Genomic DNA, 23,412 nt, shown 5'->3' with positions numbered 1-23,412 from the left:
GCCCACCAGCGTACCGTGAAGTACTGGAGTGAGCGATCCTCTGGGAACCACGGGTCGCCGCCTGCCCACTCATCCGGGAGAATACTCCCACTCAGCCCACGGACACTACGTCCGTGGGCTTTTTTGACGTATAGCGAGTAGCGAGGGCGTTGACGCGCGACCGCTAGGATTAAACGCTCCACAGCGACAGCTCCGGATCAGTCCGAGAAACCGCCGATATCGCCTGCCGGACAGCGCGAGAGGTCGCTTCGTACCGGTATCCGATCGACAGCAGCGGGTCGTCGGCCCGCCGCACCGAATGCGCGGACAGTGATCGTCTCGGCGCGAGTCGTATCAGTACTAATAGTTTCGTCAGTAAGTTTATCAGTTCTGTCGCTGAACCCAAGTGTAATGGGCGGACCGAACGGCACGGTACGGCTGTTCTGTGGCGAGCAGCCGTCGGTCCGCGACGGAGTCGACTCGGACCGTGTCGTGTCCGTCCTGTTTGGGACCGACGTGGAAAGGTGGCGGAGCGGCTGGGATCGAGCGCGAGCGAGACCGCCCGACAGAGAGGCGGTAGTGGACGTGAACGCCATCGCTCGGAGCGGGACCGCCGCGTCGACGCAGGTCGTACCGAACAACGGCCTCGCTTACACGGTCCTCGGCCGGACCGTGGAAAGCGAACGGGTTTTCGACGCCGTCGCCGACCACTTCGACGGCGTCCCCGATGGCGCGATCGATGTGGTGGTCGACGACCTCGCGCCCGTCGCCGCCCGGGAAGGCGTCGACTCGGCAGTCGCGTTCGTGGACTGTCTCCTCGAGCGGTTTGTGGGGAGAGTGGGTCGGATTTCGATGGGGTGCTCGTTCGAGATCCCCGTGGAGTTGCTGTCACGAGTCGGCGCCCGCGCCGATGTCGTCGTCGGGCCCGACGCGGAGGCGGTGACGGCGGTCGAACGGCTCTCCCGCGAGGATCCCACGACGTTCGGGTACGTCCGTCGCCACTGGGTGGAGGCCAAACGCGGCATCGAGATGTGCGACCGAAACTACCCGCAGTCGAAGCAGGTACACGCCGCGCTGGCGGACCCGGAGACGACGCCGCGAACGCTGGGGGCGACGCTGTCGGGGATGGTCACGCTCGGCGCGCTCGAAACGTGGGGAGACACCGTCGGCCCGACCCGGTACGATCTCACCGCGTACCGGCCGAAACGGACGTGGGCGCTCGGTGCGGCGATCGCGACGGGCGTCTCAGACGACTGAAGGCGGGGTCGTACCGCAGTAGACGCGCTACTCTTTTGATCCGTCCCGAGCGTCCGCCTCCGCGACGCGTTCGAGGTCGGCATTCACCACAGTCCCGTTCGGCTCCAGCGTCACGCTCCCGAGCGATGCGGTCTCGCCCGTGTCGTACCGCGCGGCGACGGCCTCCAGCGTCGCTTGTCGGTCGAGCCGCTCCCACACGGCCTCCGCGATGAGCGACTGGAACGCTTCTGGGTCGGTCCATCCGGCGTCGATATCTGAGGGAACACCGACGACGACGCGCAGTTCCGTTTCGGTGACGCGGATGCCGACGCCGAACGTGTCCGCACACATGTGTGCCGGTTCGCGTCGCGGAGTGAAATCACCGTCGGCGTCGGTCGCTGACCGAGGAGCACGGGAGAATCTGTGCCGCATCGGTCGATCGGCTCTCGAAAGCCGTAAGCAGTCGCCGTTCGAAGCGTCGTGAAACCCGATGACCTCGAACCCGGCGGTGTCACCCAAGGCGGCGCTGGCGACGGCGGTCGCGGCCGTGAGCGCGGGCGCCATCCTCGTCCGTCTGAGCGAGGCGCCGAGTTCGGTCGCCGCGTTCTATCGGGTGTTGTTCACGACGGTGCCGCTGGGGGCGGTCGCTGCGTGGCGGTATCGAGCGGATCTCGCGCGGATCCGGCCCCGCGATCTCGCGTTCGCGGCCCTGTCCGGGGTCGCGCTCGCGGTTCACTTCGCCGCGTGGTTCGAGAGCCTCCGGTGGACGAGCGTCGCCGCGAGCGTGACCCTCGTTCAGGCGCAACCGGTGTTCGTCGCGCTCGGCGCCTGGCTGCTGTTGCGCGAGCGCGTTACCCGCCGCATGGCGGCGGGTATCGCCGTCGCGGTGGGCGGGATGGTGTCGATGTCGTTCGGTGACTTCCTCAGCGGCGTGGCGGTCGGCCCCCGTCCGCTGTACGGAAACGCGCTGGCGTTGACCGGGGCGGTCGCCGCCGCGGGCTACGTGTTGGCCGGGCGGTCGCTGCGGCAACGCATCTCGCTCGTCCCCTACGTCACGGTCGTGTACGGCGTCTGCGTGCTCGTCTTGCTCTCGTTCGTCCTCGCGGCGGGACATCCGCTTACGGGATACCCGCCTCGGGAATGGCTCCTGTTCGTCGGCCTCGCGGCCGGTCCGGGGCTACTCGGCCACACCGTTCTCAACTGGGCGCTCGCACACCTCGAGTCGAGCGTCGTCTCCGTCTCGCTGCTCGGCGAACCGGTCGGGGCGACGCTGCTCGCCGTCGCGTTCCTGTCGGAGACTCCGACGCCGGCGACGGTCGTCGGCGGGTGCGTCGTTCTCTTGGGGATATACGTCACGGCGGCCGCTGACCGGTGACAGCATTTTCAGCGTCGATATTTTGGGGTAAACGTTGAAACCGTCTGGCCGGTTGATTAAGATATGGACCGGCGAACGGTCGTCGCGTTTGTAGGAGACAATGCCCGCGCGAGCGACCGCGTAACGCGCGCGGTCGCCGCCGCTTGGAAGGGGCCCGACGGACCGACGGTTCGGACGTTCGCCCCGGCCGATCTGGGTCAGGAACGCGACGACGAGGGCCCGCTGAACGACACCTGCGGTGTCGTCGTCACCGCCGCGGCGGCGGCCGACGACGCGGTAACGGAGCGGCTCGCGGCGCTCCCGTCGAACGTGCCGGTGATCGCGCTCGTCGAGGACGCGACGACGGAGACGATGCGCGCCCTGCTGGCGGCCGGCGTTGACGACGTGGTCACCGTCGACGACTGGGCGCTGTCCCCCGACGAGAGCGACGCCGTCCGGTCGCTCGCCGAACGCCTCGCGGGACTGTTAGAGCCCGACCGCGTCCAGCTCGGAACCGACGATGTCGCTCGCCTCTCTGAGGTCTTGCTCGACGCCGGGACGACGCTGATGAGCACCCGCACCGACGAGGTCGGAACGAAGATCGAGTGGACGATGGAGAACGTCGGCGAGCACGCCGAGCTCGACCGGATAATCTGTTATCGAGAGGAGGACGGGCAGTTCGTGCCGGCGTACAGCTGGTGTCCCGATGGCTTCGACCCCGCCCCGAGGCGGTTCGATGACTTCCCGGACCCCGACCAGCTGTCGACGTTCGGCAACGTCGCTCGGGGGGCGGCTCCTCCGCGCGGTGAAGACGTCTCGACCGCTGACACTGACGAGGCGGGTCCGCCGGCGACGGTTCACGTACCGCTCGTCGTCGACTGGGAGCTGAGCGGAATCGTCGCTTTCGAGTCCGACGACTACCGGACGTGGACCGACGACGAGGTCGACCTGTACCGTACTCTCGGGGATCTGGTCGCGCACACGATCGCGCGCAACGACCGTCGGGCGGCGCTCCGCCGACAGGCGGAACAGCTCGAGCAGTTCAGTGCGGTCGTCTCACACGATCTCCGGAATCCGCTGAACGTGCTCTCGGGGTACCTGTCGCTCTCCGAGGACGAGCTGACGCCGTCGCGATACGATGCCATGAGCGGCGCGGTCGACCGCATGGAAACGCTGATCGACGATCTGCTCATGCTCGCGCGGCGCGGGGAGGCGATCGGCGAGACGGAGTCGGTTCCGATCGAGGCCGTCGCGAAAGACGCGTGGGCGTCCGTCCGGTCGCCCGAGGCGACGCTCACTATCGCGGATGAGGTCGGTCAGGTCGAGGCCGACCCGGGACGACTCCGGCAGGCGCTGGAGAACCTCTTCCGGAACGCGATCGATCACGCGGGCCGGGATGTGGCGATAGAGATCGGCCCGCTCACCACGGAGGACGGCCGCCGCGGGATGTACGTCGCGGACGACGGTCCGGGGATACCGGTCGAGCTCGCCGACACGGTCTTCGACTCCGGCGTCTCGTCCGCCGACAGCTCAGGGATCGGGCTGGCGATCGTCGACCGGATCGTGGAGGCCCACGAGTGGGACATCAAGGCCCGAAACGACGACGGCGCGGTCTTCGAGCTCACGTTCGGCGCGAGCGCGACGCAGGTCGCGTCGGCGTAGCGGATTCGCTCGGTGTCGGCGGCGGCTCCGTGACGCCGTTATGCGTCGGAGAACCGGTCGACGGTGCGCCGGTGACGGTCTCGGAACATGCCCTCGAACCCGATTTTCGCCGCGGGTCCGACGAAGTCGCCGAGCGGGCCGAGCGGCAGTCGATACGCGACCGTATCGACGAGCAGTGTCTCGTCCCCGTCGGCGTAGAACGCGTGGGTGTGCTGCCACCGTCGGAACGGTCCGTCCTCCATCTCGTCGACGAACCGCGCGGAGCGCTCGGGCGGGGTCTCCCCGTCGGGGTCGCGCTCGACGATGCGTGAAGTCCACCGCTGGCGCGGGCCCGCTCCGAACGGTCGGACCGACATCTCGATCGCCGATCCGGCGACGAGAACCCCCGGATCGGACTCGCCGTCCGGTCCCTCCACGCCGTCGATGTGGAGGCGCATCCAGTCGGGGGTGAGTTCGCGCAGTCCGTCGACCGTGGAGTGGAACGCCCACACGTCTTCGACCGGAGCGGGCACCCGAATCGTCCGCCTGTACGTCGGCATACGTTCGGTACGGTGCGGTCGGACAAAAAGCCGTCCACGGCGGGCCGCGACCGAAACTCGCATGCCTGCGCGCGCGCTGATCGAATACGATGGAACGCGGGGCGATCGACGTCGGCGATCTGGCTGGACCGTTCGATCTTCAGGCGACCCTCGAAAGCGGCCAGAGTTACCTCTGGAACCGGTCCGACGGCGACACGTATGACGAACTTCACGCGCACGGCGGCGACGCGTGGTACGAGACCGTCGTCGATCCGATCCCCGGGGTGACCGACGAGCGCGTCGCGGTGCGGGTCCGACAGGAGGGGGGCGTCCACGACGGCACCCTCCGCTGGGAGGCGTCGACGGACGTCGAGCCGCTGTTGACGCACCTGCTCCGGCTCGACGACGACCTCAACGCGATCCTCGACGCCACGCCAGATCTGCCCCTGCTGGAGCGCGCGTACGACGCCTACGAGGGAATGCGACTGACCCGCGACCCGGTCTTCCCGTGTCTGATCTCGTTCATCTGTTCGGCCCAGATGCGGGTCGCCCGGATCCACGGGATGCAGCGCCGGCTCCGAGAGACGTACGGGGACGCAGTTCGACTCGACGACGAGACGTATCGGGCGTTCCCGACGCCCGAGCAGCTGGCGGCGCGGACGGAGGACGAACTGCGTGATCTCTCCTTGGGCTACCGCGCGCCGTACGTCCAGCGGACCGCGGAGATGGTCGCGACGGGCGAGGCCGACCTCTCGGAAGCGGCCGATCTCCCCTACGAAGAGGCCCGCGAGTCGCTCACGCGGTTCGTCGGCGTCGGTGACAAGGTCGCCGACTGCGTACTGCTGTTCTCGCTGGGATTCCTGGAGGCGGTGCCGTTGGACACGTGGATCCGCACCACCATCGAGGAGTATTACCCCGACTGCGACCGCGGGAGCTACGCCGCGACTTCCCGCGCGATCCGCGAGCGCTTCGGGGGCGAGTTCGCCGGCTACGCCCAGACGTACGTGTTCTACTACCTCCGCGCCGGCGGCGAGTGACCGGCGCGGCGCCCGGAGTCCGGCGCGGCCGAAGTTTGATACTCGTTCGCGTGGTACGCACAATCGTGATGGACTGTCGAGTCGTCGTCGAGGCCGCGGTCCCGGTGTACGACGTGGAGACCGCCGACGAGGCGGTCCGGATCGCCATCTCGAAGACCGGTGAGATGCTCAACCCGGACCTCAACTACGTCGAGATCGACACCGGGACCCGGACGTCGCCGAGCGGCGAACCGCTCGATCCGGCGTTCGTCGCGGCCGACGAGGCGCTCGTCGCCTTGGAGCTCCGGATGGACGTGTTCAACGTCGACCGCGGCGAACACGCCAGCCGCGTCGCGCGAAAGGAGATCGGGAAGCGACTCCGCAACATCCCGCTGAAGGTCCTTACCGTCACCGAGATCGGTCCCGAAGAGAGCGACCGCGCCGACGACGCGTCGACCGCGACAGGGAAGTCAGCGTCGGGCGACGAGGAGTCGAGCCGCAGCGACGGATCGGCACTCAGCGGCGGCGAGGAGCACGAGGAGTTCTGAGCCGGTCGCCTCCGTGCTGCCGGCTCTCGACGGGAGCGGCCGCGACGCTGGTCGGCGTTTGGTGCGGTCGGCGAGGAGCGGTACGCGGTAAACGTCTCAGTCGGCCGTCGGGGCCAGCGGCTCCGATTCGGACGACTCCATCGGCTCAGTGATTCCCTCTGTCAGCTTGAAAACGGCCGCCTTGTGGTCGGTCTTCGATTTGTGGATCGACGTCGGTTTCACGCCCAGTTCCTCGTAGGCTTCGAGGTCAACGTCGTCGTCCCAGAACTCGCACTGTTTTCGTACCTCCGCGAGGAGACCGTGAAGGTGGATGAGCTCCTGCTTCTTCATGAGTACCAGTCCTTTGCTACCGGAGGTTTATATTATTATCTTGAGTAACGTTACCACACTATCCGCGTATTTCGCGAGTAGCAACGCGGAGAAGTGGGTTCTCGATAGATCGTTCAGGATCGTTTCCCGCGATCCGTCGCTACCCGAGGTCGACGACGATCAAAAAGTCGTTCGCGAGACGCCGACCGTGTGCGGTCGGGGCTCCGGTCTCAGGGGTGGTCGAGCCCCCGACGCGGCACGGCGCTACTGGAACTGTCTGACGGCTTCGAGGTCGCGCTCGGTTCGCATGAACTCGGTCAGGCGCCGCGTCGCGTGACACGCCGGACAACTGAAGTTAGACCGCAGGTCCTGAAGTTCGGCCGGGTTGTCCTGCCACTCCTTGCCGCACTCCGGACAGACGAGTCTGACGAACGCATCAACCATGTCACCCTGTACAGTCGGCCGCGTTAAAAACGTGGGTGGCGATCGGGGGTCGAGTGTCGAGCCCGACGAGACCGACATCGAACCGAGTTCCTGACGGCGCCTCAGGCGCTCGCGGCGCCGCTCGCGTCGAGGAGCTCCTTGTATCGATTCCGGATGGTGACCTCGCTGATGTCGGCGACCTCCGAGACCTGACTCTGCGTCACCTTCTCGTTCGACAGGAGCGCGGCGGCGTAGACGGCGGCGGCGGCCAGTCCGACCGGCGACTTACCGCTCGTGATCCCGGCGTTCGCGGCGTCGTCGAGCAGTTCGCGTGCGCGCCGCTCCGTCTCCTCCGAGAGGCCGAGCCGCGAGACGAACCGCGGGACGTAGCTCGTCGGGTCCGCCGGCTGGACGCGCAGTCCGAGCTCGCGGATGACGTACCGGTACGTCCGCGTGAGCTCCATCTTCTCGACGCGGGAGACCGTCGTGAACTCGTCGAGGCTCCGCGGGTTCCCCACCTGCCGGGCTGCGGCGTACAGCGAGGCCGTCGCGACGCCCTCGATGGAGCGGCCGGGAAGCAGGTCCTCGTCGAGCGCGCGGCGGTAGATGACGCTCGCGGTCTCGCGGACGTTGTCGGGGAGGCCGAGGGCGCTGGCCATGCGGTCGATCTCGCCGAGCGCCTGCTTGAGGTTGCGCTCCTTGGAGTCGCGGGTGCGGAACCGCTCGTTCCACGTCCGCAGCCGTTGCATGCGGCGTCGCTGTCGGCCCGAGAGCGACTTGCCGTAGGCGTCCTTATCCTGCCAGCCGATGTTCGTCGAGAGCCCCTTGTCGTGCATCATGTTCGTCGTCGGAGCGCCGACCCGCGACTTGCTGTCCCGCTCGTTCGAGTTGAACGCGCGCCACTCCGGCCCGCGGTCGACCGAGTCCGCCTCGACGACGAGCCCGCAGTCGTCACACACCGTCTCGCCGTGCTCCGTGTCGGTCGCGAGCCGACCGCCGCACTCGGGGCAGGTCGTGGTGCGCTCGCGCTCGCTCTCCGTCGGCTCCGCGACGGCCGCCGACTCCGACGCCCTCGTTCGCGTGCGCTCGCCGCCCGCGGACGCGTCCGCGGAGTCCGCCCGTCCTTCCCGTTCCGTGCCGCCGTCGCTGTAGGTATGTGTCTCTGTCATGGGTGTGCTCCGACGATCCCCCGACGAAAATACAGCGAGGTCCGCGAATCGCCAGCTCGTTAACGTATAGTTAGTCGCGAAAGTATATAAATATATCTATAATTGAGCGCGGCGTTGCGACCGGAAGCGGCTTCATACGTCGGTGTACGCGGATATGTGACCTCGACCTCGTCCTATCCGCGATCGGTGATGTCCCGGAGCGGAGTCGTGCGACCGTATTTATACTTCACTCTCAGTGACCGCCCCCACGCAGCGAGGCCGGTCCTCGACTCAAGGGGTCGGTCGGCGCCCCACCCGAGGTCCGTGTGCCTGAGAGGCCACCGGGTACAGCGCCGACCTCGCTCGCACCGTCGACCGTCACCGCTCGTCGACCGCGGCGCGCGCGAGCGCGCCCGCCAGCACCTCGGTCGCCGCGGCGCAGTCGTCCCAGTCGGTCCACTCTCGGGGGTTGTGCGAAATCCCGTCGCGGGACGGAGCGAACAGCAGCGACGCGTCCGTGACGCGCGCGACCCGCATCGCGTCGTGCGCCGCGCCCGAGTGGAGGTCGATCGCCTCCCGCCCGGCGGCGTCGGCGGCGCCGTGCGCGGCCCCGCGGAGCCGGTCGCTCATCGGCGTGGGCGCAACGTCGAACGGTCGCTCGAACGCGGTCTCGACGCCCCGCTCGCGCTCCAGCCGCGCGAGCGAGTCGCGCGCGGCCTCGACGATCGCCTCCATGGATCCGGCCTCGACGTCGCGGATATCCACGCCGGCCTCGACGCGGCCGGGAACCACGTTCGTCGCGTTCGGCGCGACCGACAGCGACCCGACGGTGCCCACCGCCGAGGGCGACGAGGACGCCACGACCTCGTTCGCGGCGGCCTCGACGTCCAACACGAACTCGCTCGCGGCCGCGAGCGCGTCGGTCCGCTCGTCCATCGGAGTCGCGCCCGCGTGGTTCGCCTCGCCTTCGATCGTCGCTTCGCAGTGGGTGATCCCGGTGATCGTCGTCACGACGCCGACCGCCGCGCCCGCTTCCTCCAGCGTCGTGTCCTGCTCGATGTGGAGCTCGTAGAACGCCGCCCACGACGCGGGATCGAGCGTCGTCGGGTCGCCGTCGTCGTCGGTCGGCGTGGCGGCGTCGACGGCGTCGCCCCCGCGGTAGCCGATCCGGTCGAGCGCCTCGCCGAGCGTCTCTCCGCCAGCGTTCGACAGCGCGAGCGCGTCGTCGAGCGCCGTCTCGCTGGTCGCGACTGACGAACCGAGGAGCCCGTTGCCGAAGCTGCCTCCCTCCTCCTCGGTGAAGCTGACGACGGCGACCGGTCGGTCCGGCTCGGCCCCTGCGTCGCGCATCGCGCGGACCGCCTCCAACGCGGCGTACACCCCGAGCGGGCCGTCGAAGATCCCGCCCTCCGGCACGCTGTCGAGGTGGCTCCCCGAAACGACCGGAGCCGCCTCGGGATCGGCGCTCGTCGGGACCCACGTCCCGAGGACGTTTCCGACCGCGTCGACCGCGACGTCGAGACCGGCGGCTCGAAGCCGTTCGACCAGCCGGTCCCTGGCGCGACGGTTCGCCTCGGATCCAGTGCGATTCGTTCGCGCGTGCGCGTCCGGATCGCCCGTTTCGACGCGGCCGAACGCCGCATTCGCCTCGATGTCCGCGCGGAGCCGGTCCGCGTCGACTGGGAGCGTCATACCTGAGCCGGGCGCTCCGCGATCAAAACGGTTCGGGCTCCGGCGGTGGTCGCGTTAAGTTAGAGGATGAGGCGCTCGACTTCAGAGTGTCTATGGCCGAAACCGAGCGCCTCAGCGAACGTATCGCGTGGATTGACTTGTCGTTTGTGGAGCGAGATCGAACGCCGCGATGGGCGATTGAAGTAGGGATCCGCTGTCACTTGGCCGGTATGTCACTTCGTGAGGTAAGTAAGCATCTCGAAAGGTTTGGGATCGTTCGGAGCCACGTCGCGATCCATAACTGGGTTCATAAAGCCGATCTACAGCCGATCTCGACCGTCTCAGAGGATCAACTCGCGGTTGACGAAAAGATGATCCGCCTCCACGGCCAGAAGTTCTGGCTGTACGGCGCGGTTGATCCACAGACGAACGAGATCCTTCACGTGAGTCTCTATCCGACCGCAAATAAACAGACGACGCGATGGTTTCTCACCGAGCTCCACCGGCGTTACCAGCTCGATAACGTGGAATTTCTCGTCGATGACGCAGACTATCTCGGATCTGTTCTCGCTGACGACGGCTATCGATTTCAAGTCATTCGACATGGAAATCGGAATGCCATCGAACGTGTCTTTTGGGAAATAGAACGACGAACATCATCGTTTGCGAATAGTTTCAGCAATGTCGCGTTAGAGACAGCTCAAAATTGGCTCGAAGCCCTCGCCGTCTACCACAATTCACGCCAAACTTAACGCGACCCCGGCGGTCGCGTCGAGGCGGGTGTCTGGGCGGTCACCTCCCGAGTGGCCTTCACTCCCCGCGCCGCGCGAGCCAGTAGCCGGCCGAGCCCAGCCCGAGTCCGGCCGCGAACGCGCGGCTCGCCGCCTTCCCGTCGATCGACCGCTCGGCGGCGACGCCGAGCGCCGCCCACGCCAGCGCGATCCCGAGGCTTCGTGCCGGGCCGCCGCGGAACCGCCGACAGCCCGCGGTCGCCCGCGCGTGACGGTAGAGGTAGCCGACCGCGAAGCCGGTCGCGAACGGTGCCGCCGGAACCCCCTCGGTGTCGGTCCGCGACAGCGCGAGCAGCGCGAGGCCGCAGCAGAGCTCGGTCGTGGCACCCGCTGCGCGCACGACACCGACCATGCGTACCGTTCACATCCGTCACGCATAGCCGTTTCGCCGGGAGCGCCTTCCGATCCCGAAGACACTTTGCGCGCGGCGTCGTGGTGTCAGCCGACATGTCCCCGTTGCTCCTCCAAGGCGCGGCGGCCGGTATCGCCCTCTTAGTCAGTCTCGGGTTCCTCGTCGTCCACCTCGCGATGATCGTGTGGACGTACTCTGACGCGCAGAGCCGCAGCGAGCACCCGCCGATCCTGTGGGCGCTCGTCGTGTTCTTCGCGCCGCTGCTCGGGATCCTGCTGTACCTCATCATCGGGCGGGACTCCTACTGAGCCGCCGTCTCACGCACCGGGGCCGACGAGTGGTTCCCGGCGCCGATCCCGCCGGAGGACTCACACGCCCTTGAGCACGCTCGTCACGCCGACGCTCTCGGCGACGACCCACGCGACGAACAGCCCGTAGGCCGCGAGCAGCGCGTACGACTCGCGCTCGTTGAGCGCGAGGCTCGTCCGGAGCGTCACGAACAGCAGGACGGTCGCGACCGTCAACACGCCGAGCATCGGCACCGCCGTCGAGAAGTTGACGGCGACCTCGCCGACGATCAGCACGCCGAGCGGGATAGCGACGAGCAGGTCGAACGTGTTCGATCCGAGGACGTTTCCGAGGCTCGTCGTCCCCCGGTTCTCGCGCGCCGTCCGGACGCTGACCAGCGTGTCCGGGAGGCTCGTCGCTGCCGCGACGACCGTGACGCCGGCGAGGAACTCCGGGACTCCGAAAGTGACGCCGAGCGACTCCACCGACGCCACGAGCCGCTCGACGGTGACGACGATGACCGCGAGCCCGCCGCCGAGCTTCGCCCACTCGCGCCGAATGTCGATCCCCTCGCGCACGCGGTCCATCGCCGCGTCGTCGACGTCCTGATACTGGATGAAGAGGTAGAGACCGTACAGCGCGAGCGGGATGACCGCGAGCGAGCGCGGCAACGTCCCGACGATCGGGTCCGTCGACACCGGGAAGTAGATGACCGCGAGCGCGAACGTCACGACCAGCGCGGAGACCGCCAGCATGTAGAACTGCGCCTCCTTGTACACGATCGCCCGGTTGGCTTCCAGCTCGTCCTCGCCTCCGAGTCCGGCGGCCGCGGGAATCACGAGAACGTTGAAGATGGCCGACCCGACGAGCGCGCCCACGCCCATGTCGAAGACGCCGGTGAGAGCGGTGACCAGCACGCTCACGAGCTCCGGGAAGCTCGATCCGACCGCGACGACGATCGACCCTTGAACCACCTCCGGGAGCCCGTAGTACCCGGACAGCGTCTCGGCGGCCTCCTCCAACCAGCCGCTCCCGAGCCAGATGAACGCGGTCGCCGCGGCGATCACGAGGACGTGGACGAGTGGCGAGTCGGGGAGGGCGCCCGTCACGGCGCTAGCGCACGTGCTTCCCGGCCAGCTCCCACAGCCGGTCCGCGATCGCGTCGTCGAGGTCGTCGCGGGCGACGCGCCACTCCCAGTTGCCGTCCAGCGTCCCGGGCTCGTTGAACCGGGACTCGCTGCCGAGCCCGAGCAGGTCCTGAATCGTCGCCACGGCGAGGATCGCGTCCGAACTCCACACCTCGTCGATGATCGCCCACTCGGGCGGCTCGTCGGGGTCGCTCCCGACGTTGTACCGGAAGCAGTCGCGCTGCTCGGCGGGGAGGTCCTCGAAGTAGCCGGCCCACATGTCGGTGTCGTGCGTCGAGGTGTAGCCGACGACCCCCTCGCCGTAGTGCATCGGCTGGTACTCGTTCCCCTCCGCGCACCAGTCGGCGTACTGCGGGACGCGCATCCCCGGGAAGCCGAACTCGGCCATCAGCTCGTCCATCGCCGGGTCCTCGAAGCCGAGGTCCTCGGCGATGAACGGAGCCGCGCCGAGCTCGCGCTCGACGGCCTCGAACAGGTCGCGGCCCGGCCCGTCGCGCCACTCGCCGTCCGCGGGGTCGTCGCTGTCGGCGGGGATCGCCCAGTACTTCACGAAGCCGAGGAAGTGGTCGAGCCGCGCCACGTCCGCGAGGTCGAACAGCCGACGGAACCGGTCGAGCCACCAGTCGTACCCCGACTCGGCGAGCCGCTCCCAGTCGTACAGCGGGTTCCCCCACCGTTGGCCGGAATCGCCGGCGTTCGGCGGCACGCCCGCGACCGCAGTCGGACGGTTCCCCTCGTCGAGCCGGAACGCTTCCGGGCTCGCCCACACGTCGGCGGAGTCGAGCGCGACGTAGATGGGCACGTCGCCGACGATCGATACGCCCTCATCGGCGGCGACCGCGCGCAGGTCGTGCCACTGGCGGTCGAACGTCCACTGGACGAACGCGCGGAACCGGACCTCCGCGGCGTATTCCTCGCGCGCCTCGGCCAGCGCGTCCGGGTCTCGCGTGCGCAGCGGCGCGGGCCACTCCGTCCACACGTCCTCAGGGCGGGCGTCGGAGAGCGCCCTGAACAGCGCGTAGTCGGCCAGCCACGGCTCGCGCTCACGAAACGCGCCCAGCGCGGCGCGGTCCTCCTCGGTCGCCCGCTCCTCGAACTGCTCGAACGCGGTCCGCAACAGCGGGAGCTTGTACTCGCGGACCGCGTCGTAGTCGACGCGGTCGGTCGGGAAGTCGGGGACCGGCCGCAGGTCCCCCTCGTCGAGCCAGCCGTCGTCGACGAGCCCCTCGGGGTCGACGAACAGCGGGTTGCCGGCGAACGCGGACGGCGACTGGTACGGCGACTCCCCGGCCACGGAGAGCGTCGGCCCGATCGGACAGATCTGCCAGTGGTCGACGTCGGCGTCGCCGAGGAACGAGAGGAAGTCGCGCGCGCCCTCGCCGAGGTCGCCGATCCCGTACGCCCCCGGTAGCGAGGTGACGTGACAGAAGACGCCGTCGGAGCGGTCGAATCGCATAGGCCACCCTGCGCCCCCCACTGACTTCAAACGTTGCGTCCGGGGATCGCGTCGCGGCGGCGGAGATCGTCACGACTGGCCGCTCACTCGTCCGCGACCGGACGGCCACTCTCCGGCCCGCCGTTCACTCCTCTGCGACCGGCACCACCGCCACGTCATCGACGCGGACCCGCTCGGTGCCCTCGCCGTCTTCGACCACGCACCGCTCGCCCGTGACCAGGTCGCGCTCGCCGTGAGCGACATCGATCGCGACGCTCGCGTCCGCGGGCGCGAAGTTGAGAACGACGATCAGGTCCTCGTCGCCGTCGTGCCGGCGGAACGCGACCACGTCGTCCGGGTGGACGTCGCCGCTCGCGACGATCGGCCGCTCGGAGAGGTCGCCGCTCGCGACGTGGTAGCCGACGCGCGACACGTCGCCCTCCGGCCCGAGCGCCGGGTGGTCCCGTCGGGTCGCGAGCAGTCGCTCGTAGCGGTCGCGGACCTCCTCGCGCGCGTGGTCCCACGCGATCGCGTCGCGCCGGCCGCGCTGACCGATCTCCTGGCCGGCGTACACCATTGGGACGCCGGGCAGCGTCATGATCGCCGCGCCCGCGGCCGCCGCGGCGGCATCGCCGCACTCGACGCGGTAGCGCGTCTCGTCGTGGTTCTCGATGTACTGGAGGAACTCGGCGTGGTCCGGGAACCCGATCTCCGCGCGCTGGTCGACCGCGTCGAGGACGCTCGAAGCGGGTTCCGCGCCGCGACCGACCTGGCGGAGCTGGAAGTACAGCGTCGCGTCGAAGTGGACGTCGAACATCCCCTCGTGGAAGCCGGGGATGTACGGGATCGTCTCGTCCATCAGGAGGAACTCGCGGTCGATGTCCTTCACGCGGTCGCGGAGTTCGCGCCAGAAGGAGTCCGGGACCGCCCACGCCATGTCGCAGCGGAACCCGTCGACCAGCGGGGCCCACTCGTCGATCACGTCGAGGAGGAACCGCCGCACGTCGAGGTTCGCGTGGTTCAGGTTCGCGATAAGCTCCCAGTCGAAGTAGGTCCCCGGCTCGCCGGACTCCTGCCACTCGTAGCGGTCGCGGTACGGCGACTCCGGATTCTGGTAGGCGTCGCGGAACCACTCGTGGTCGCGGGCCGTGTGGTTGGCGACGAAGTCGAACAGCACGCGCATCCCGTGGTCGTGGGCCGTCTCGACGAGCGCTTCGAAGTCCTCGCGCTCGCCGAGGTCGTCGGCGGTGTCGAAGAAGTCGACGATGTTGTAGCCGTGTGGCTTCCCGTCATGCCCGAGGACCGGCGTGAGCCAGAGCGTGTCGGCGCCGAGCTCCGCGATCCGGGGGATCCGCTCCGCGATGGCGTCGAACGCCGCGCCCTCGTCGGCGTCCGCGAAGGTGCGGACGAACACCTCGTAGACGGAGGCGCTGCGAGTCCACGCCGGCGGGTCGTTGAGTCGGAGCGTCTCGAAGTCGGGCGCGTCAGGGGTCAGCACGGCCTCGCCGCCGGCGTCGGTCGCTCCCGGCGGACCGTCCCCGGCGCGCTCGACCGCGGCCGCGTCGGCGACGCTCACGCGCGGATCCTCTCCCGAGTCCCGCGCGACCGCGACGGCGTGAACGCGGAGGCGGTCAGGAACCGCGTCGAGGGGGACGCGGAGTTCGCGGCCGCCGTCGCTCACCCGGAGCGCGTCTCGCGGGCTCGTGCGGCCGTCGGCCACCGCGGTCTCGACGTCCCGGTCGTCGACGACGAAGGTCACCGAGAGGTCGTCAGCGTCGAACGCGGACTCCGCGTTCGGCGTCGGCGTCGCGGTGAACACCGCCTCTCCGGCGCCCGCGCGCGTCTCCTCCCCTCCGGTCTCGCCGCCGGTCGACTCGGCGTCGCCGCCGAACGCGACGCTCGCGTCCACCCTGACCCGCGGCCGACCCACGCCCTCGTGCCGCTCCCGCGCGGCGTAGTCCACCGGCGCGTCGTCCGCGTCGCGGTCCCGTATCGCGGTCCCGCTGCCGCCGGCGACGTCGACGCCCTCGTAGCTCGCGGGGAACGCGCGGACCGTGAGCAGGTGGTCGCCGTCCGGCGCGTCGAGCCCGAGCAGGTAACGGCCCGGAACGTCGGGCGTGAACGCCGTTACGGCGTCGTCGCCGACAGTCGCCTCGCTGCCGGGCGGGGCGTCGGCGACGCGCCAGGCGTACGTCGCGTCGGGGTTCGGGTCTCGCGGAGCCAGTTCGGTCTGCTCGCCGGTCGCGAGGAAGCGCGGGGGTCCGGGGTGGTGCATGTGACGCCAATTAACGCCCGGGGCCTTCGGTGTTGCTCTTGTTTCGGTGAGATCTGCGTCGCGCAGCGTCCGTTCGGATACCGGCCGCGGTCGTCAAGGCTTTTACTCCGGCAGTCGCAGAGCGGGTATGCGACTGCGTACCGCCCTTACGGAGCACGAACGTCGGCGCGGGGAGCGCTACCCGGCGGAACACTCGATGACCGCCGGCGCGTTCACCGGCGACGACGGCCGACTGGTCCACGTCGGACCGGACGGGACCGTCCACGACTGTTCGTACTCCCTCTCCGAGGTCGGCGGGGCCGACCGCCTGCGGATGGGGATCACCGCCGGGCGCGGGGTCCGCTGGTTCGACGACCTCGAGACGACCCGCCAGCACTACGACGGCGACACGCCGCTCGTCGAGACGGAGTACGACGCCGGCCGCTACACCATCCACCAGTTCGACCTCGTCGTGAGCGACACGCACCTCACGCACGTCGAACTCCGGGGATCACCGCCCGCCGACGCCGAGATCGTCGCCGCCTACGCGTTCTCGCCGGACATGGTCGAGGGCCGCGTCGGTAACATGGTCCACGACGGGGCCGGCCCCGAGGACGGCGGCGTCGTCGAGGTGTACCACCGCACCGAGCACGACTTCCTCACCGCCTCGACCGGGCTCTCGAACGCCCACGGCCAGCGCCTGCGGACGATTCCGGAGCTGCTCGGCGAGGCCGACGACGGCTTCCCGCACCGCGGCGAGATCGACCGACGAGAGGACTCGCGGCTCACTCCCGACGTGGTCGTCCGCGCCCCCTTCGAGCGCGACGGCCGCACGGAGCGCGTCACGCTCGCCGGGCGAGCGGTCGTCGACCGCCGGGCCGCCCGCGACACCGGCGACGACGCGAAGGACGCGCTCACCGACGGGGTCGACCGCCAGCGCCGCATCGAGACGGTCTCGAACATCGCCACCGCGTACCCCGACGCGGACGACCTCCGCGAGGCCGCGGACGGGCGCGGACCGGACGTGCCCGCCGACGCCCCGCGACGGTCGGTGATCGCGAGCGACCTCCGCGCGCTCGACCTGCTCACCGCGGAGTCCGGGGGCCGGATCGCCGCCCCCGAGTTCGACCCGTTTTACTCCACCTCCGGCGGCTACGGCTACACGTGGTTCCGCGACGAGGCGACCGTCTCGACCGCGCTGCTCGACGCGAGCGAGGAGCTCGGCCTCGACGCCGACGAGGAGCTGCTCGCGGCCGCGAGCTTCTTCTGTCGGACGCAGGACGCCGACGGCTCGTGGCCCCACCGCGTGTGGGCCGACTCCGGGAAGGTGGCCCCCGGCTGGGCGAACGCCCGGATCGAGGGCGCGAACGCGACCCCCGGCCCGAACGATCAGCTCGACCAGCCCGCCACGGTCGTCGCGTTCCTCGCGACCCTCCGCCGCGAGGCCGACCTCCCCGAAGAGTGGCGCGACCGGATCGACGAGACGATCGCCGACGCCGTCGACTTCCTCTTCGAGACGACCGAGGACGACGGGCTCCCCCGCCGCTGTCAGAACTGCTGGGAGAACGCGCTCGGCCGGTTCACCCACACCGGCGCCGAGTACCTCCGGGCGTTCGCCGCGGTGGCGCGCGCGCCGGTCGACGAGGCACTCCGGGCCGACGCGGCCGACGCCGCTGACACCGCGCTCTCCGGGCTCGACGCGCGCTGGCACCCCGACACGGAGCGGTTCCTCCAGCGCGCGAGCGAGGAGGACCAAGACAGCCGCGCCGACGCCAGCACCTTCGCGCTCGCGACCGCGGCCGCCGAGTACGCCGCCCTGCTCGACGAGACGCCGGCGGCCGACGACGACGCGCCCGACGACGCCGCGGCCACCGACGGCTCCGGCTCGGTCGACACCGTCGCGGCGAGCGAGTTCGACCGCTTCCTCGACCGCGTCAACACCCACGTCCGGCAGTCGATCGACGCGCTCCGGCGCGAGACGTCCGCTGTGGAGGGGCTCGTGCGGTTCACCGGCGACGACTGGCGCACCGCCGAGCAGGGCGCCGCGAAGGTGTGGTCGATCGCGACGCTGTGGGGCGCGACCGCGGCGGCGACGCTCGCGGGCGTCGTCGAGGACCGCGGCGGGACCGCGGAGCCGCTGTTCGCCGACGCGCGCGACCTCTACGCCCTCTGCGAGCCGGACGGTCCCTTCGTCAACGAGGCCGGGCTGTTCGCGGAGCAGGTGTTCGACGACGGGGACCTCGACAGCGCGACGCCGATCGCGTGGTCCCACGCCCTCCGCATCGACGCCACGGTGACGCTGGCGAGCCGCGGCGAACTCCCGGTCCCGCACGACCGCGAGACCGGCCCGGAGGCGGCGCCGCACTGGACCACGGGCCGCAAGTTCGGCGTCGGTACGCCCGCCGACTACGACGCCGACGATCCGGTCCCGGTGTGGTTCACGCTCACCGAGGGGGCCCTCACCGAGGCGCGGTTCCCCCGGATCGACGTGATGAACGTCCGGACGTTCGACTTCCTCGTGGCCGATCCCGACTCCGAGTACGCGATACGGACCTTCGCCGAGACGGGCCACGTCTCGGCGACGGAGACGATCGAGCGGACGACCGAGCCGGCGGCCGACGACGCGCTGGCGTACGTCCAGACGATCCGCGAGACCGGCGACGGCCACGGCCACGGCTGGACGCTCACCGTCGAGTACGCGGTCGACACCGACGGCACCGCGATCCTCGCCGACGTCCGGTTCGAGGGGTCCCGCGAGTACGACGTGTACGCTCTCGTCGACGCCACCATCGCGAACGTCGGCACCGACGACCGCGCCGAGCGGGTCGCGGGCGACGCGGGGGCGCACCTCCTCGCGCGCAAGGACGACCCGGACCGCGACCCCGGGAAGCTCGTCGACGACGAGGGCGATCCGTTCGCCCCCGCGCTCGCGCTGGCGAGCGGCGACGGGTTCGACTGGGCGAGCGCGCTCGCGGCCGACGGCGACGCCACCGACGCGCTGTTCGGCGACGGCGAGCGCGTCGAGGAATCGCCCGAGGCGGTCGGCAACGTCGTGCTCGCCGGTCTCGTCGGCAGCGGCGAGTCGCTGCGAGACACGGTCGCGCTCGGGTTCGCCGAGGACTCGGACACGGCGGGCGCGCTCGGCGAGGCGGAGGGCGCGCTCGCTCGCGGGTTCGACGACGCCGCGGCGGCGTACGCGCAGACGTGGCGCGCGTGGCTCGCCGACCGTGAGCTTCCCGACTCGGTCGCCGGCGACCCCGGCCTCGCGGCGCAGTATCGGTTCGCGCTGATGACGCTGGCGGCCGTCGAGGACAAGGCCCACGACGGCGCGGGGATCGCCAGCCCGTCGGTGCCGTGGGGCGAGACCGAGTACGCCGCCGAGAACCGCGGCTACGGCTACAACTTCGTCTGGTCGCGCGACCTCTATCAGGTGTTCACGGCCCTGATCGAGATGGACGAGCTCGAACGCGGCGCGGACGCCTTGGCCTACCTCTACAACACCCAGCAGGACGACGACGGGTTCCTCCCGCAGAACACCTACATCGACGGCCGGACCCGGTGGGGCGGCGAGCAGATGGACAACATCGGCTTCCCCTCGGTGATGGCGTGGCAGCTGTACGAGCGCGGCGTGACGCTCGACGACGCCGGCTACACGTACGACCAGGTCGCCCGCTCGCTCGATTACATCGCCGAGAACGGTCCCGAGACGGCACAGGAGCGCTGGGAGGAGGAGGCCGGCTACTCGCCGTCGAGCATCGCGGCCGAGATAGCGGGCCTCGTCTGCGGCGCGGCGCTCGCGCTCGCCGAGGCCGACCGGCGCGAGGAGGCGGACGGCGACGGCGCCGAATCGCCCGACTCCCTCCGTGCGGACGCGCTGGCGTGGCTCGCGCTCGCCGACGACTGGACCGCGCGCGTCGAGGAGTGGTGCGCGACCTCGACGGGGACCGACCGCCACGATCGGACCCCGTACTACATCCGGATCACGGCCGACGGGAACCCCGACTCCGGCCGACCGCGCACCATCGCCAACGACGGGCCGACGTACGACGAGCGGGAGATAATCGACGGCGGCTTCCTCGAACTCGTCCGGCTGGGGATCAAGCCCGCCGACGACCCGGTCGTCCGCAACTCCGTCTCGGTCGTCGACGACTCGATCCGGGTGGACACGCCGCACGGCGCCGCCTGGTACCGCTACGTCGGCGACGCGTACGGCGAGATCGCGGTCGGCGACCCCGGCGCGCCGTGGGCCGGGACCGGCGACGGCCGCGGGCGTCTCTGGCCGATCTTCACCGGCGAGCGCGGCGAGTACGAGCTGCGCGCCCGCGCCGACGGCCCCGACGCCTTCGGCGGGACCGACGAGGATGCGCTCGAACCCGAGGCCCTGCTCGAGACGATGGCCGGGTTCGGCAACTCCGGGCTGATGCTCCCCGAGCAGGTGTGGGACCGCGAACACCCGACGAAGTACGGCTGGGAGTTCGGCGAGGGCACCGGGGGGGCGACCCCCCTCGCGTGGTCGATGGCCGGCTTCGTCCGGTTGGCGCACGGCGTCGACGCGGACGAACCGGTCGAGACGCCGGCGGTCGTCCGGGATCGGTACGTCGAGGGCGACCGCCCCGCAGGCCCCGACCTGACCGCCACGGCCGAGTTCGTCGAGGACGCGGTCATCGTCGCGGGCGAGACGGACGCCGAGTCCGTCGCCGTCCACACCCGAAAGACCTCGCGGCTCGTGACGCCCGACGACGACGGTGCCTTCGAGGTCGACCTCGACGCCGCGACTGACGCGGACACCGTCGTGGTCGCGGCCGCGACGGACGAGGCGTTCGAGGCGGCCGGCACGTCGGTGGAACGGCTTCGGCTCTAGGTCGGGCGGTTCCGGTCTCCGGCTCGACTCACCCGAGCGCGTTCACGTCGACGCTGCGGACCCCGCCGTCGACCTCGATCTCGACCGTCGAACCGACGCGCTCGCGCACGGTCTCGCGCCACGCCTCGACGCTCTCGGCGTGTCGCTCGCGACGCGTTTCGAGGTCGGCGTCAGGGAGTTCGGCGGCCGTGTCGTCGACTTCGGGGTACGGGGGCACGTCCGCGACGAGGTCCCTGGGGTCGATGTGGAGCGGCGCGGGTGCGTCGTCGGAACCACCGTTCCCGTTATGGCCTCCATTCCCGCCGGCGTCGAGCGCGTGGAGCCGTGCGCGCATCCGCCCGGAGAACGGCGGCGTCGCGCGGAGGACGACCTCGCGGTCGCTCCGGAGCGTGGCCTCGAGCGCGTTCGCCACGTCCTCGCGGTGAACCGCGATCGACCGGATCCGGTCGGGACCGGCCGCGTCGTCCGCCGACTCTTCAGTCATCGTTCGCCGCCCACTCGGCGTCCGAGAGCGTTCGCTGGACGGCCTCTTCGCCGACCGCGCCCGCGAGGTGCTCGAAGCCGGCGCGGACGCCGCGGCCGCCCGCGTTCGCGACCAGCCGCGAGACGATGAACTCCGGCGTGGACTTCCCGACCGTCTCGAACCGCGGCTGGTAGTCGACGCGGAGCTCCAGGTCGTTCGTCAGCCCCTCCGCGAAGATGCCGTCGATCCGTGCGGCCTCGGGCAGCGGACTCAGGTCCTCGGCGAGGTGCGTGACGTAGACGCCGAGCGCGCCGCGGTCGACGGTGAGCGTCACCAGCCCGTTCAGCAGGTCGGCGGCCCGGCCCGGCTCCGTGATCGCCTCGAACTCGTCGACGAGCATGAGCGTCCGGCCGTCCGCGACCAGCGGCGGCACGACCGACTTCAACGTCGACTCCAGCACGCCGGCGTTGAACGACGCGTGTCGGCGGTGGAAGACGATCCGGTCGAACGTCCCGACCTCGGCCGCGTCGGCGGGCACGGGCAGCCCCATCGATGCGAGCAGCGCCACCGCGCACAGCGTTTCGAGGAGGGTCGTCTTCCCGCCGGAGTTCGCCCCGGTGAGGACGCTCACGCGGTCGCCGGTCGGCGGCGCGTCGGCGCTTGCGACGCCCGACGCGTCAGCGAGCGAGTGCGAGCCGACGCCGTACGAGACCGGCTGGACGTCGCCCCCGAGGAACGGGTTCCGCGCGCCGCGCACGGCGATGCCGTCGTCGACGAGCGTCGGGCGGACGTGCCCGTTCTCCGCCGCGAACCGCCCGAGCGACAGCAGGAAGGCGGCGTCCGACACGGCGGACGCGGCGCGGGCGACGGCGGTGTCGCCGCCGTCGTCCGCTCCGTCGCTGCCGCCGGCGGTCGCGTCGTCTCTCCCCGCGGACTCGTCGCCCAGCCGCTCGCGGATGTCGGCCGCGACGGCGGCCTCACGCTCCTCGACGGCCGCTTCGAGTTCGACGACGAGGTCCCGCAGCGTCCCGGAGACGAAGTCGGCGGCGTCGAGCGCCTCGTCGGGCGACGCGGCCCGGACCGTCGCGGGCTCGACGCCCGTCTCGCTCGCGACGTGGTCGATCGTCGCCGCCTCCAGCGCCTCGAAGTCGCGGAGGCTCCCGTCGCGGACCGATTCCAGCACGTCGAACGCGGAGTCGGCGAGCTCGCGCGCCGCGGACAGCTGCTCGCGGAGCCGGTCCAGCTCCGCGTCCGCGCCCGCCGCGATCTCGATATCGTCACCGTCGAGCCCGCCGGCAGGGTCGATCGACCCCCGGACGTCGGCGAGCGCGTCGGCCGCGTCGCGCAGGCGGTCCCCGTCCAGCGCGCCGATGTCGGCGAACGGTCCCGCCGTCAACCCCGCCTCGCGGAGCGCGACGGCGGTCTCGACCGCGGCCAGGTCGGAGCCGGCGGCCTCGTCGTACGCGTCGAACGCGTCCGCGACCGCCTCCCGGTCCGCCTCGTCGAGGTCGGTCCACGCGTCGCGGGCGGCGACGACCCGGTCTAATCGTGCCTCGACGGCGTCGCGGTCGAGGAGCGGGGTCAACACCCGAATGCGGTCCGCCGCGTGCGCGGTCAGCGCCGCGTCGGCCGCGAGCCCGAGGAGGTCGTCGTACACCGAGCGCGCGTCGCCAGTCGCGAGCACGTCCATCCCGGCCTCCCCGTTCGCCCGGCGGAGGATGCGGGTCGCGCGGCCGCGGTGGAGCCCGGCGTCGACGAGCGCGCGGACATCGGCCGACTCGATCGCCTCGACCGCCCGCTCGGTCCCGAGGGCCTCGGCGAGCCGCTCGCTCGTCTTCGGCCCAATCCCCCAGTAGTCCTGGAGTCGCATACCCCGTGGTGTGGCCCCGGCATCTTGGCGCTTTCGTCGCTCGCGTCGCCGACGGCGACCCCGCGAGAGCGTCGGCGCGAGTTCCG

Annotated in this window: 20 protein-coding genes; 8 read left to right on the top strand and 12 right to left on the bottom strand. The window is 70.5% G+C overall.

Annotated elements, in window-relative coordinates:
* The first annotated feature begins 390 nt into the window (after window positions 1-390).
* A complete protein-coding gene (locus tag EXE41_RS11815; protein ID WP_241987239.1) occupies window positions 391-1,236 on the top strand; it encodes a hypothetical protein in 846 nt (281 codons plus the stop codon).
* 27 nt (window positions 1,237-1,263) lie between these two features.
* Here the strand turns inward: EXE41_RS11815 and EXE41_RS11810 are convergent, their stop codons facing one another.
* Complete coding sequence (locus EXE41_RS11810) at window positions 1,264-1,566, bottom strand: hypothetical protein (RefSeq protein WP_049929308.1); 303 nt, start codon at window positions 1,564-1,566, stop codon at window positions 1,264-1,266.
* A 139-nt stretch (window positions 1,567-1,705) separates the two neighbouring features.
* Between EXE41_RS11810 and EXE41_RS11805 the strand changes: the two genes are divergently transcribed.
* Both EXE41_RS11805 and EXE41_RS11800 read left to right on the top strand, forming a co-directional pair.
* Window positions 1,706-2,590 carry a DMT family transporter gene (locus EXE41_RS11805; RefSeq protein ID WP_086219116.1) on the top strand — a complete coding sequence of 295 codons (885 nt, stop codon included), beginning with the start codon at window positions 1,706-1,708 and terminating at the stop codon, window positions 2,588-2,590.
* A gap of 63 nt (window positions 2,591-2,653) precedes the next feature.
* Window positions 2,654-4,231 carry a HAMP domain-containing sensor histidine kinase gene (locus tag EXE41_RS11800; protein ID WP_137691111.1) on the top strand — a complete coding sequence of 526 codons (1,578 nt, stop codon included), beginning with the start codon at window positions 2,654-2,656 and terminating at the stop codon, window positions 4,229-4,231.
* A gap of 38 nt (window positions 4,232-4,269) precedes the next feature.
* On the opposite strand, the gene EXE41_RS11795 is transcribed toward EXE41_RS11800, so the two are convergent.
* On the bottom strand, window positions 4,270-4,770 hold the full coding sequence (locus tag EXE41_RS11795; protein WP_049929311.1) for an SRPBCC family protein: 501 nt from the start codon (window positions 4,768-4,770) through the stop codon (window positions 4,270-4,272).
* An 89-nt stretch (window positions 4,771-4,859) separates the two neighbouring features.
* Between EXE41_RS11795 and EXE41_RS11790 the strand changes: the two genes are divergently transcribed.
* Both EXE41_RS11790 and EXE41_RS11785 read left to right on the top strand, forming a co-directional pair.
* A complete protein-coding gene (locus EXE41_RS11790) occupies window positions 4,860-5,786 on the top strand; it encodes a DNA-3-methyladenine glycosylase (RefSeq protein ID WP_049929312.1) in 927 nt (308 codons plus the stop codon).
* A gap of 68 nt (window positions 5,787-5,854) precedes the next feature.
* A complete protein-coding gene (locus EXE41_RS11785) occupies window positions 5,855-6,313 on the top strand; it encodes a DUF555 domain-containing protein (protein WP_086216559.1) in 459 nt (152 codons plus the stop codon).
* A gap of 96 nt (window positions 6,314-6,409) precedes the next feature.
* On the opposite strand, the gene EXE41_RS11780 is transcribed toward EXE41_RS11785, so the two are convergent.
* The 4 genes from EXE41_RS11780 to EXE41_RS11765 form a co-directional block, all read right to left on the bottom strand.
* A complete protein-coding gene (locus EXE41_RS11780) occupies window positions 6,410-6,643 on the bottom strand; it encodes a UPF0058 family protein (protein ID WP_004598519.1) in 234 nt (77 codons plus the stop codon).
* Between the two features lie 243 nt (window positions 6,644-6,886).
* The gene (locus tag EXE41_RS11775; RefSeq protein WP_049929314.1) at window positions 6,887-7,066 is read right to left on the bottom strand and encodes a hypothetical protein; all 180 of its coding nucleotides are present in this window, start codon (window positions 7,064-7,066) and stop codon (window positions 6,887-6,889) included.
* A gap of 101 nt (window positions 7,067-7,167) precedes the next feature.
* Window positions 7,168-8,214 (bottom strand): transcription initiation factor IIB family protein, encoded by a 1,047-nt coding sequence (locus EXE41_RS11770; RefSeq protein ID WP_049929315.1) that lies wholly within the window; start codon window positions 8,212-8,214, stop codon window positions 7,168-7,170.
* A 357-nt stretch (window positions 8,215-8,571) separates the two neighbouring features.
* Window positions 8,572-9,885 carry a Zn-dependent hydrolase gene (locus EXE41_RS11765; RefSeq protein WP_137691110.1) on the bottom strand — a complete coding sequence of 438 codons (1,314 nt, stop codon included), beginning with the start codon at window positions 9,883-9,885 and terminating at the stop codon, window positions 8,572-8,574.
* Between the two features lie 92 nt (window positions 9,886-9,977).
* On the opposite strand from EXE41_RS11765, the gene EXE41_RS11760 reads away from it, so the two are divergent.
* Window positions 9,978-10,616 (top strand): IS6 family transposase, encoded by a 639-nt coding sequence (locus EXE41_RS11760; RefSeq protein WP_089309163.1) that lies wholly within the window; start codon window positions 9,978-9,980, stop codon window positions 10,614-10,616.
* A gap of 58 nt (window positions 10,617-10,674) precedes the next feature.
* Here EXE41_RS11760 and EXE41_RS11755 read toward each other — a convergent pair whose 3' ends face one another.
* Window positions 10,675-11,007, bottom strand: coding sequence for a hypothetical protein (locus tag EXE41_RS11755; RefSeq protein WP_049929317.1), 333 nt, complete (start codon window positions 11,005-11,007; stop codon window positions 10,675-10,677).
* Between the two features lie 95 nt (window positions 11,008-11,102).
* Between EXE41_RS11755 and EXE41_RS11750 the strand changes: the two genes are divergently transcribed.
* Window positions 11,103-11,315, top strand: coding sequence for a PLDc N-terminal domain-containing protein (locus tag EXE41_RS11750; RefSeq protein WP_049929318.1), 213 nt, complete (start codon window positions 11,103-11,105; stop codon window positions 11,313-11,315).
* Window positions 11,316-11,375: 60 nt separating this feature from the next.
* Here EXE41_RS11750 and EXE41_RS11745 read toward each other — a convergent pair whose 3' ends face one another.
* The 3 genes from EXE41_RS11745 to malA form a co-directional block, all read right to left on the bottom strand.
* On the bottom strand, window positions 11,376-12,404 hold the full coding sequence (locus tag EXE41_RS11745) for a sodium:calcium antiporter (RefSeq protein ID WP_094495277.1): 1,029 nt from the start codon (window positions 12,402-12,404) through the stop codon (window positions 11,376-11,378).
* Window positions 12,405-12,408: 4 nt separating this feature from the next.
* Window positions 12,409-13,899 carry a 4-alpha-glucanotransferase gene (malQ, locus tag EXE41_RS11740; protein WP_137691109.1) on the bottom strand — a complete coding sequence of 497 codons (1,491 nt, stop codon included), beginning with the start codon at window positions 13,897-13,899 and terminating at the stop codon, window positions 12,409-12,411.
* Window positions 13,900-14,023: 124 nt separating this feature from the next.
* The gene (gene malA, locus EXE41_RS11735; protein WP_137691108.1) at window positions 14,024-16,153 is read right to left on the bottom strand and encodes an alpha-amylase MalA; all 2,130 of its coding nucleotides are present in this window, start codon (window positions 16,151-16,153) and stop codon (window positions 14,024-14,026) included.
* Between the two features lie 127 nt (window positions 16,154-16,280).
* Between malA and EXE41_RS11730 the strand changes: the two genes are divergently transcribed.
* The gene (locus EXE41_RS11730; protein ID WP_199240878.1) at window positions 16,281-20,993 is read left to right on the top strand and encodes a glycoside hydrolase family 15 protein; all 4,713 of its coding nucleotides are present in this window, start codon (window positions 16,281-16,283) and stop codon (window positions 20,991-20,993) included.
* A 28-nt stretch (window positions 20,994-21,021) separates the two neighbouring features.
* On the opposite strand, the gene EXE41_RS11725 is transcribed toward EXE41_RS11730, so the two are convergent.
* Together EXE41_RS11725 and EXE41_RS11720 are read right to left on the bottom strand one after the other, a co-directional pair.
* Window positions 21,022-21,477 (bottom strand): hypothetical protein, encoded by a 456-nt coding sequence (locus EXE41_RS11725; protein ID WP_049929323.1) that lies wholly within the window; start codon window positions 21,475-21,477, stop codon window positions 21,022-21,024.
* Complete coding sequence (locus tag EXE41_RS11720) at window positions 21,470-23,326, bottom strand: DNA mismatch repair protein (RefSeq protein WP_137691107.1); 1,857 nt, start codon at window positions 23,324-23,326, stop codon at window positions 21,470-21,472. The genes EXE41_RS11725 and EXE41_RS11720 overlap by 8 nt, the downstream gene beginning before the upstream one ends.
* Window positions 23,327-23,412: the final 86 nt, after the last annotated feature.

Source organism: Halorubrum sp. SD690R (assembly GCF_005435035.1).
Taxonomy (GTDB): Archaea; Halobacteriota; Halobacteria; order Halobacteriales; family Haloferacaceae; genus Halorubrum; species Halorubrum ezzemoulense.
The sequence above is the reverse complement of the archived record's forward strand: the minus strand, read 5'-3'. Positions and strand labels throughout refer to the sequence as shown.

Excerpts from the sequence above, each read along its gene's own strand:
- EXE41_RS11720 (WP_137691107.1), bottom strand. The coding sequence starts at position 23,326 with ATGCGACTCCAGGACTACTGGGGGATTGGGCCGAAGACGAGCGAGCGG.
- EXE41_RS11725 (WP_049929323.1), bottom strand. The coding sequence starts at position 21,477 with ATGACTGAAGAGTCGGCGGACGACGCGGCCGGTCCCGACCGGATCCGG.
- EXE41_RS11795 (WP_049929311.1), bottom strand. The coding sequence starts at position 4,770 with ATGCCGACGTACAGGCGGACGATTCGGGTGCCCGCTCCGGTCGAAGAC.
- EXE41_RS11760 (WP_089309163.1), top strand. The coding sequence starts at position 9,978 with ATGGCCGAAACCGAGCGCCTCAGCGAACGTATCGCGTGGATTGACTTG.
- malQ (WP_137691109.1), bottom strand. The coding sequence starts at position 13,899 with ATGCGATTCGACCGCTCCGACGGCGTCTTCTGTCACGTCACCTCGCTA.
- EXE41_RS11730 (WP_199240878.1), top strand. The coding sequence starts at position 16,281 with ATGCGACTGCGTACCGCCCTTACGGAGCACGAACGTCGGCGCGGGGAG.
- EXE41_RS11810 (WP_049929308.1), bottom strand. The coding sequence starts at position 1,566 with ATGTGTGCGGACACGTTCGGCGTCGGCATCCGCGTCACCGAAACGGAA.
- malA (WP_137691108.1), bottom strand. The coding sequence starts at position 16,153 with ATGCACCACCCCGGACCCCCGCGCTTCCTCGCGACCGGCGAGCAGACC.
- EXE41_RS11780 (WP_004598519.1), bottom strand. The coding sequence starts at position 6,643 with ATGAAGAAGCAGGAGCTCATCCACCTTCACGGTCTCCTCGCGGAGGTA.
- EXE41_RS11770 (WP_049929315.1), bottom strand. The coding sequence starts at position 8,214 with ATGACAGAGACACATACCTACAGCGACGGCGGCACGGAACGGGAAGGA.
- EXE41_RS11815 (WP_241987239.1), top strand. The coding sequence starts at position 391 with ATGGGCGGACCGAACGGCACGGTACGGCTGTTCTGTGGCGAGCAGCCG.
- EXE41_RS11790 (WP_049929312.1), top strand. The coding sequence starts at position 4,860 with ATGGAACGCGGGGCGATCGACGTCGGCGATCTGGCTGGACCGTTCGAT.
- EXE41_RS11805 (WP_086219116.1), top strand. The coding sequence starts at position 1,706 with ATGACCTCGAACCCGGCGGTGTCACCCAAGGCGGCGCTGGCGACGGCG.
- EXE41_RS11785 (WP_086216559.1), top strand. The coding sequence starts at position 5,855 with ATGGACTGTCGAGTCGTCGTCGAGGCCGCGGTCCCGGTGTACGACGTG.
- EXE41_RS11800 (WP_137691111.1), top strand. The coding sequence starts at position 2,654 with ATGGACCGGCGAACGGTCGTCGCGTTTGTAGGAGACAATGCCCGCGCG.
- EXE41_RS11775 (WP_049929314.1), bottom strand. The coding sequence starts at position 7,066 with ATGGTTGATGCGTTCGTCAGACTCGTCTGTCCGGAGTGCGGCAAGGAG.
- EXE41_RS11750 (WP_049929318.1), top strand. The coding sequence starts at position 11,103 with ATGTCCCCGTTGCTCCTCCAAGGCGCGGCGGCCGGTATCGCCCTCTTA.
- EXE41_RS11765 (WP_137691110.1), bottom strand. The coding sequence starts at position 9,885 with ATGACGCTCCCAGTCGACGCGGACCGGCTCCGCGCGGACATCGAGGCG.
- EXE41_RS11755 (WP_049929317.1), bottom strand. The coding sequence starts at position 11,007 with ATGGTCGGTGTCGTGCGCGCAGCGGGTGCCACGACCGAGCTCTGCTGC.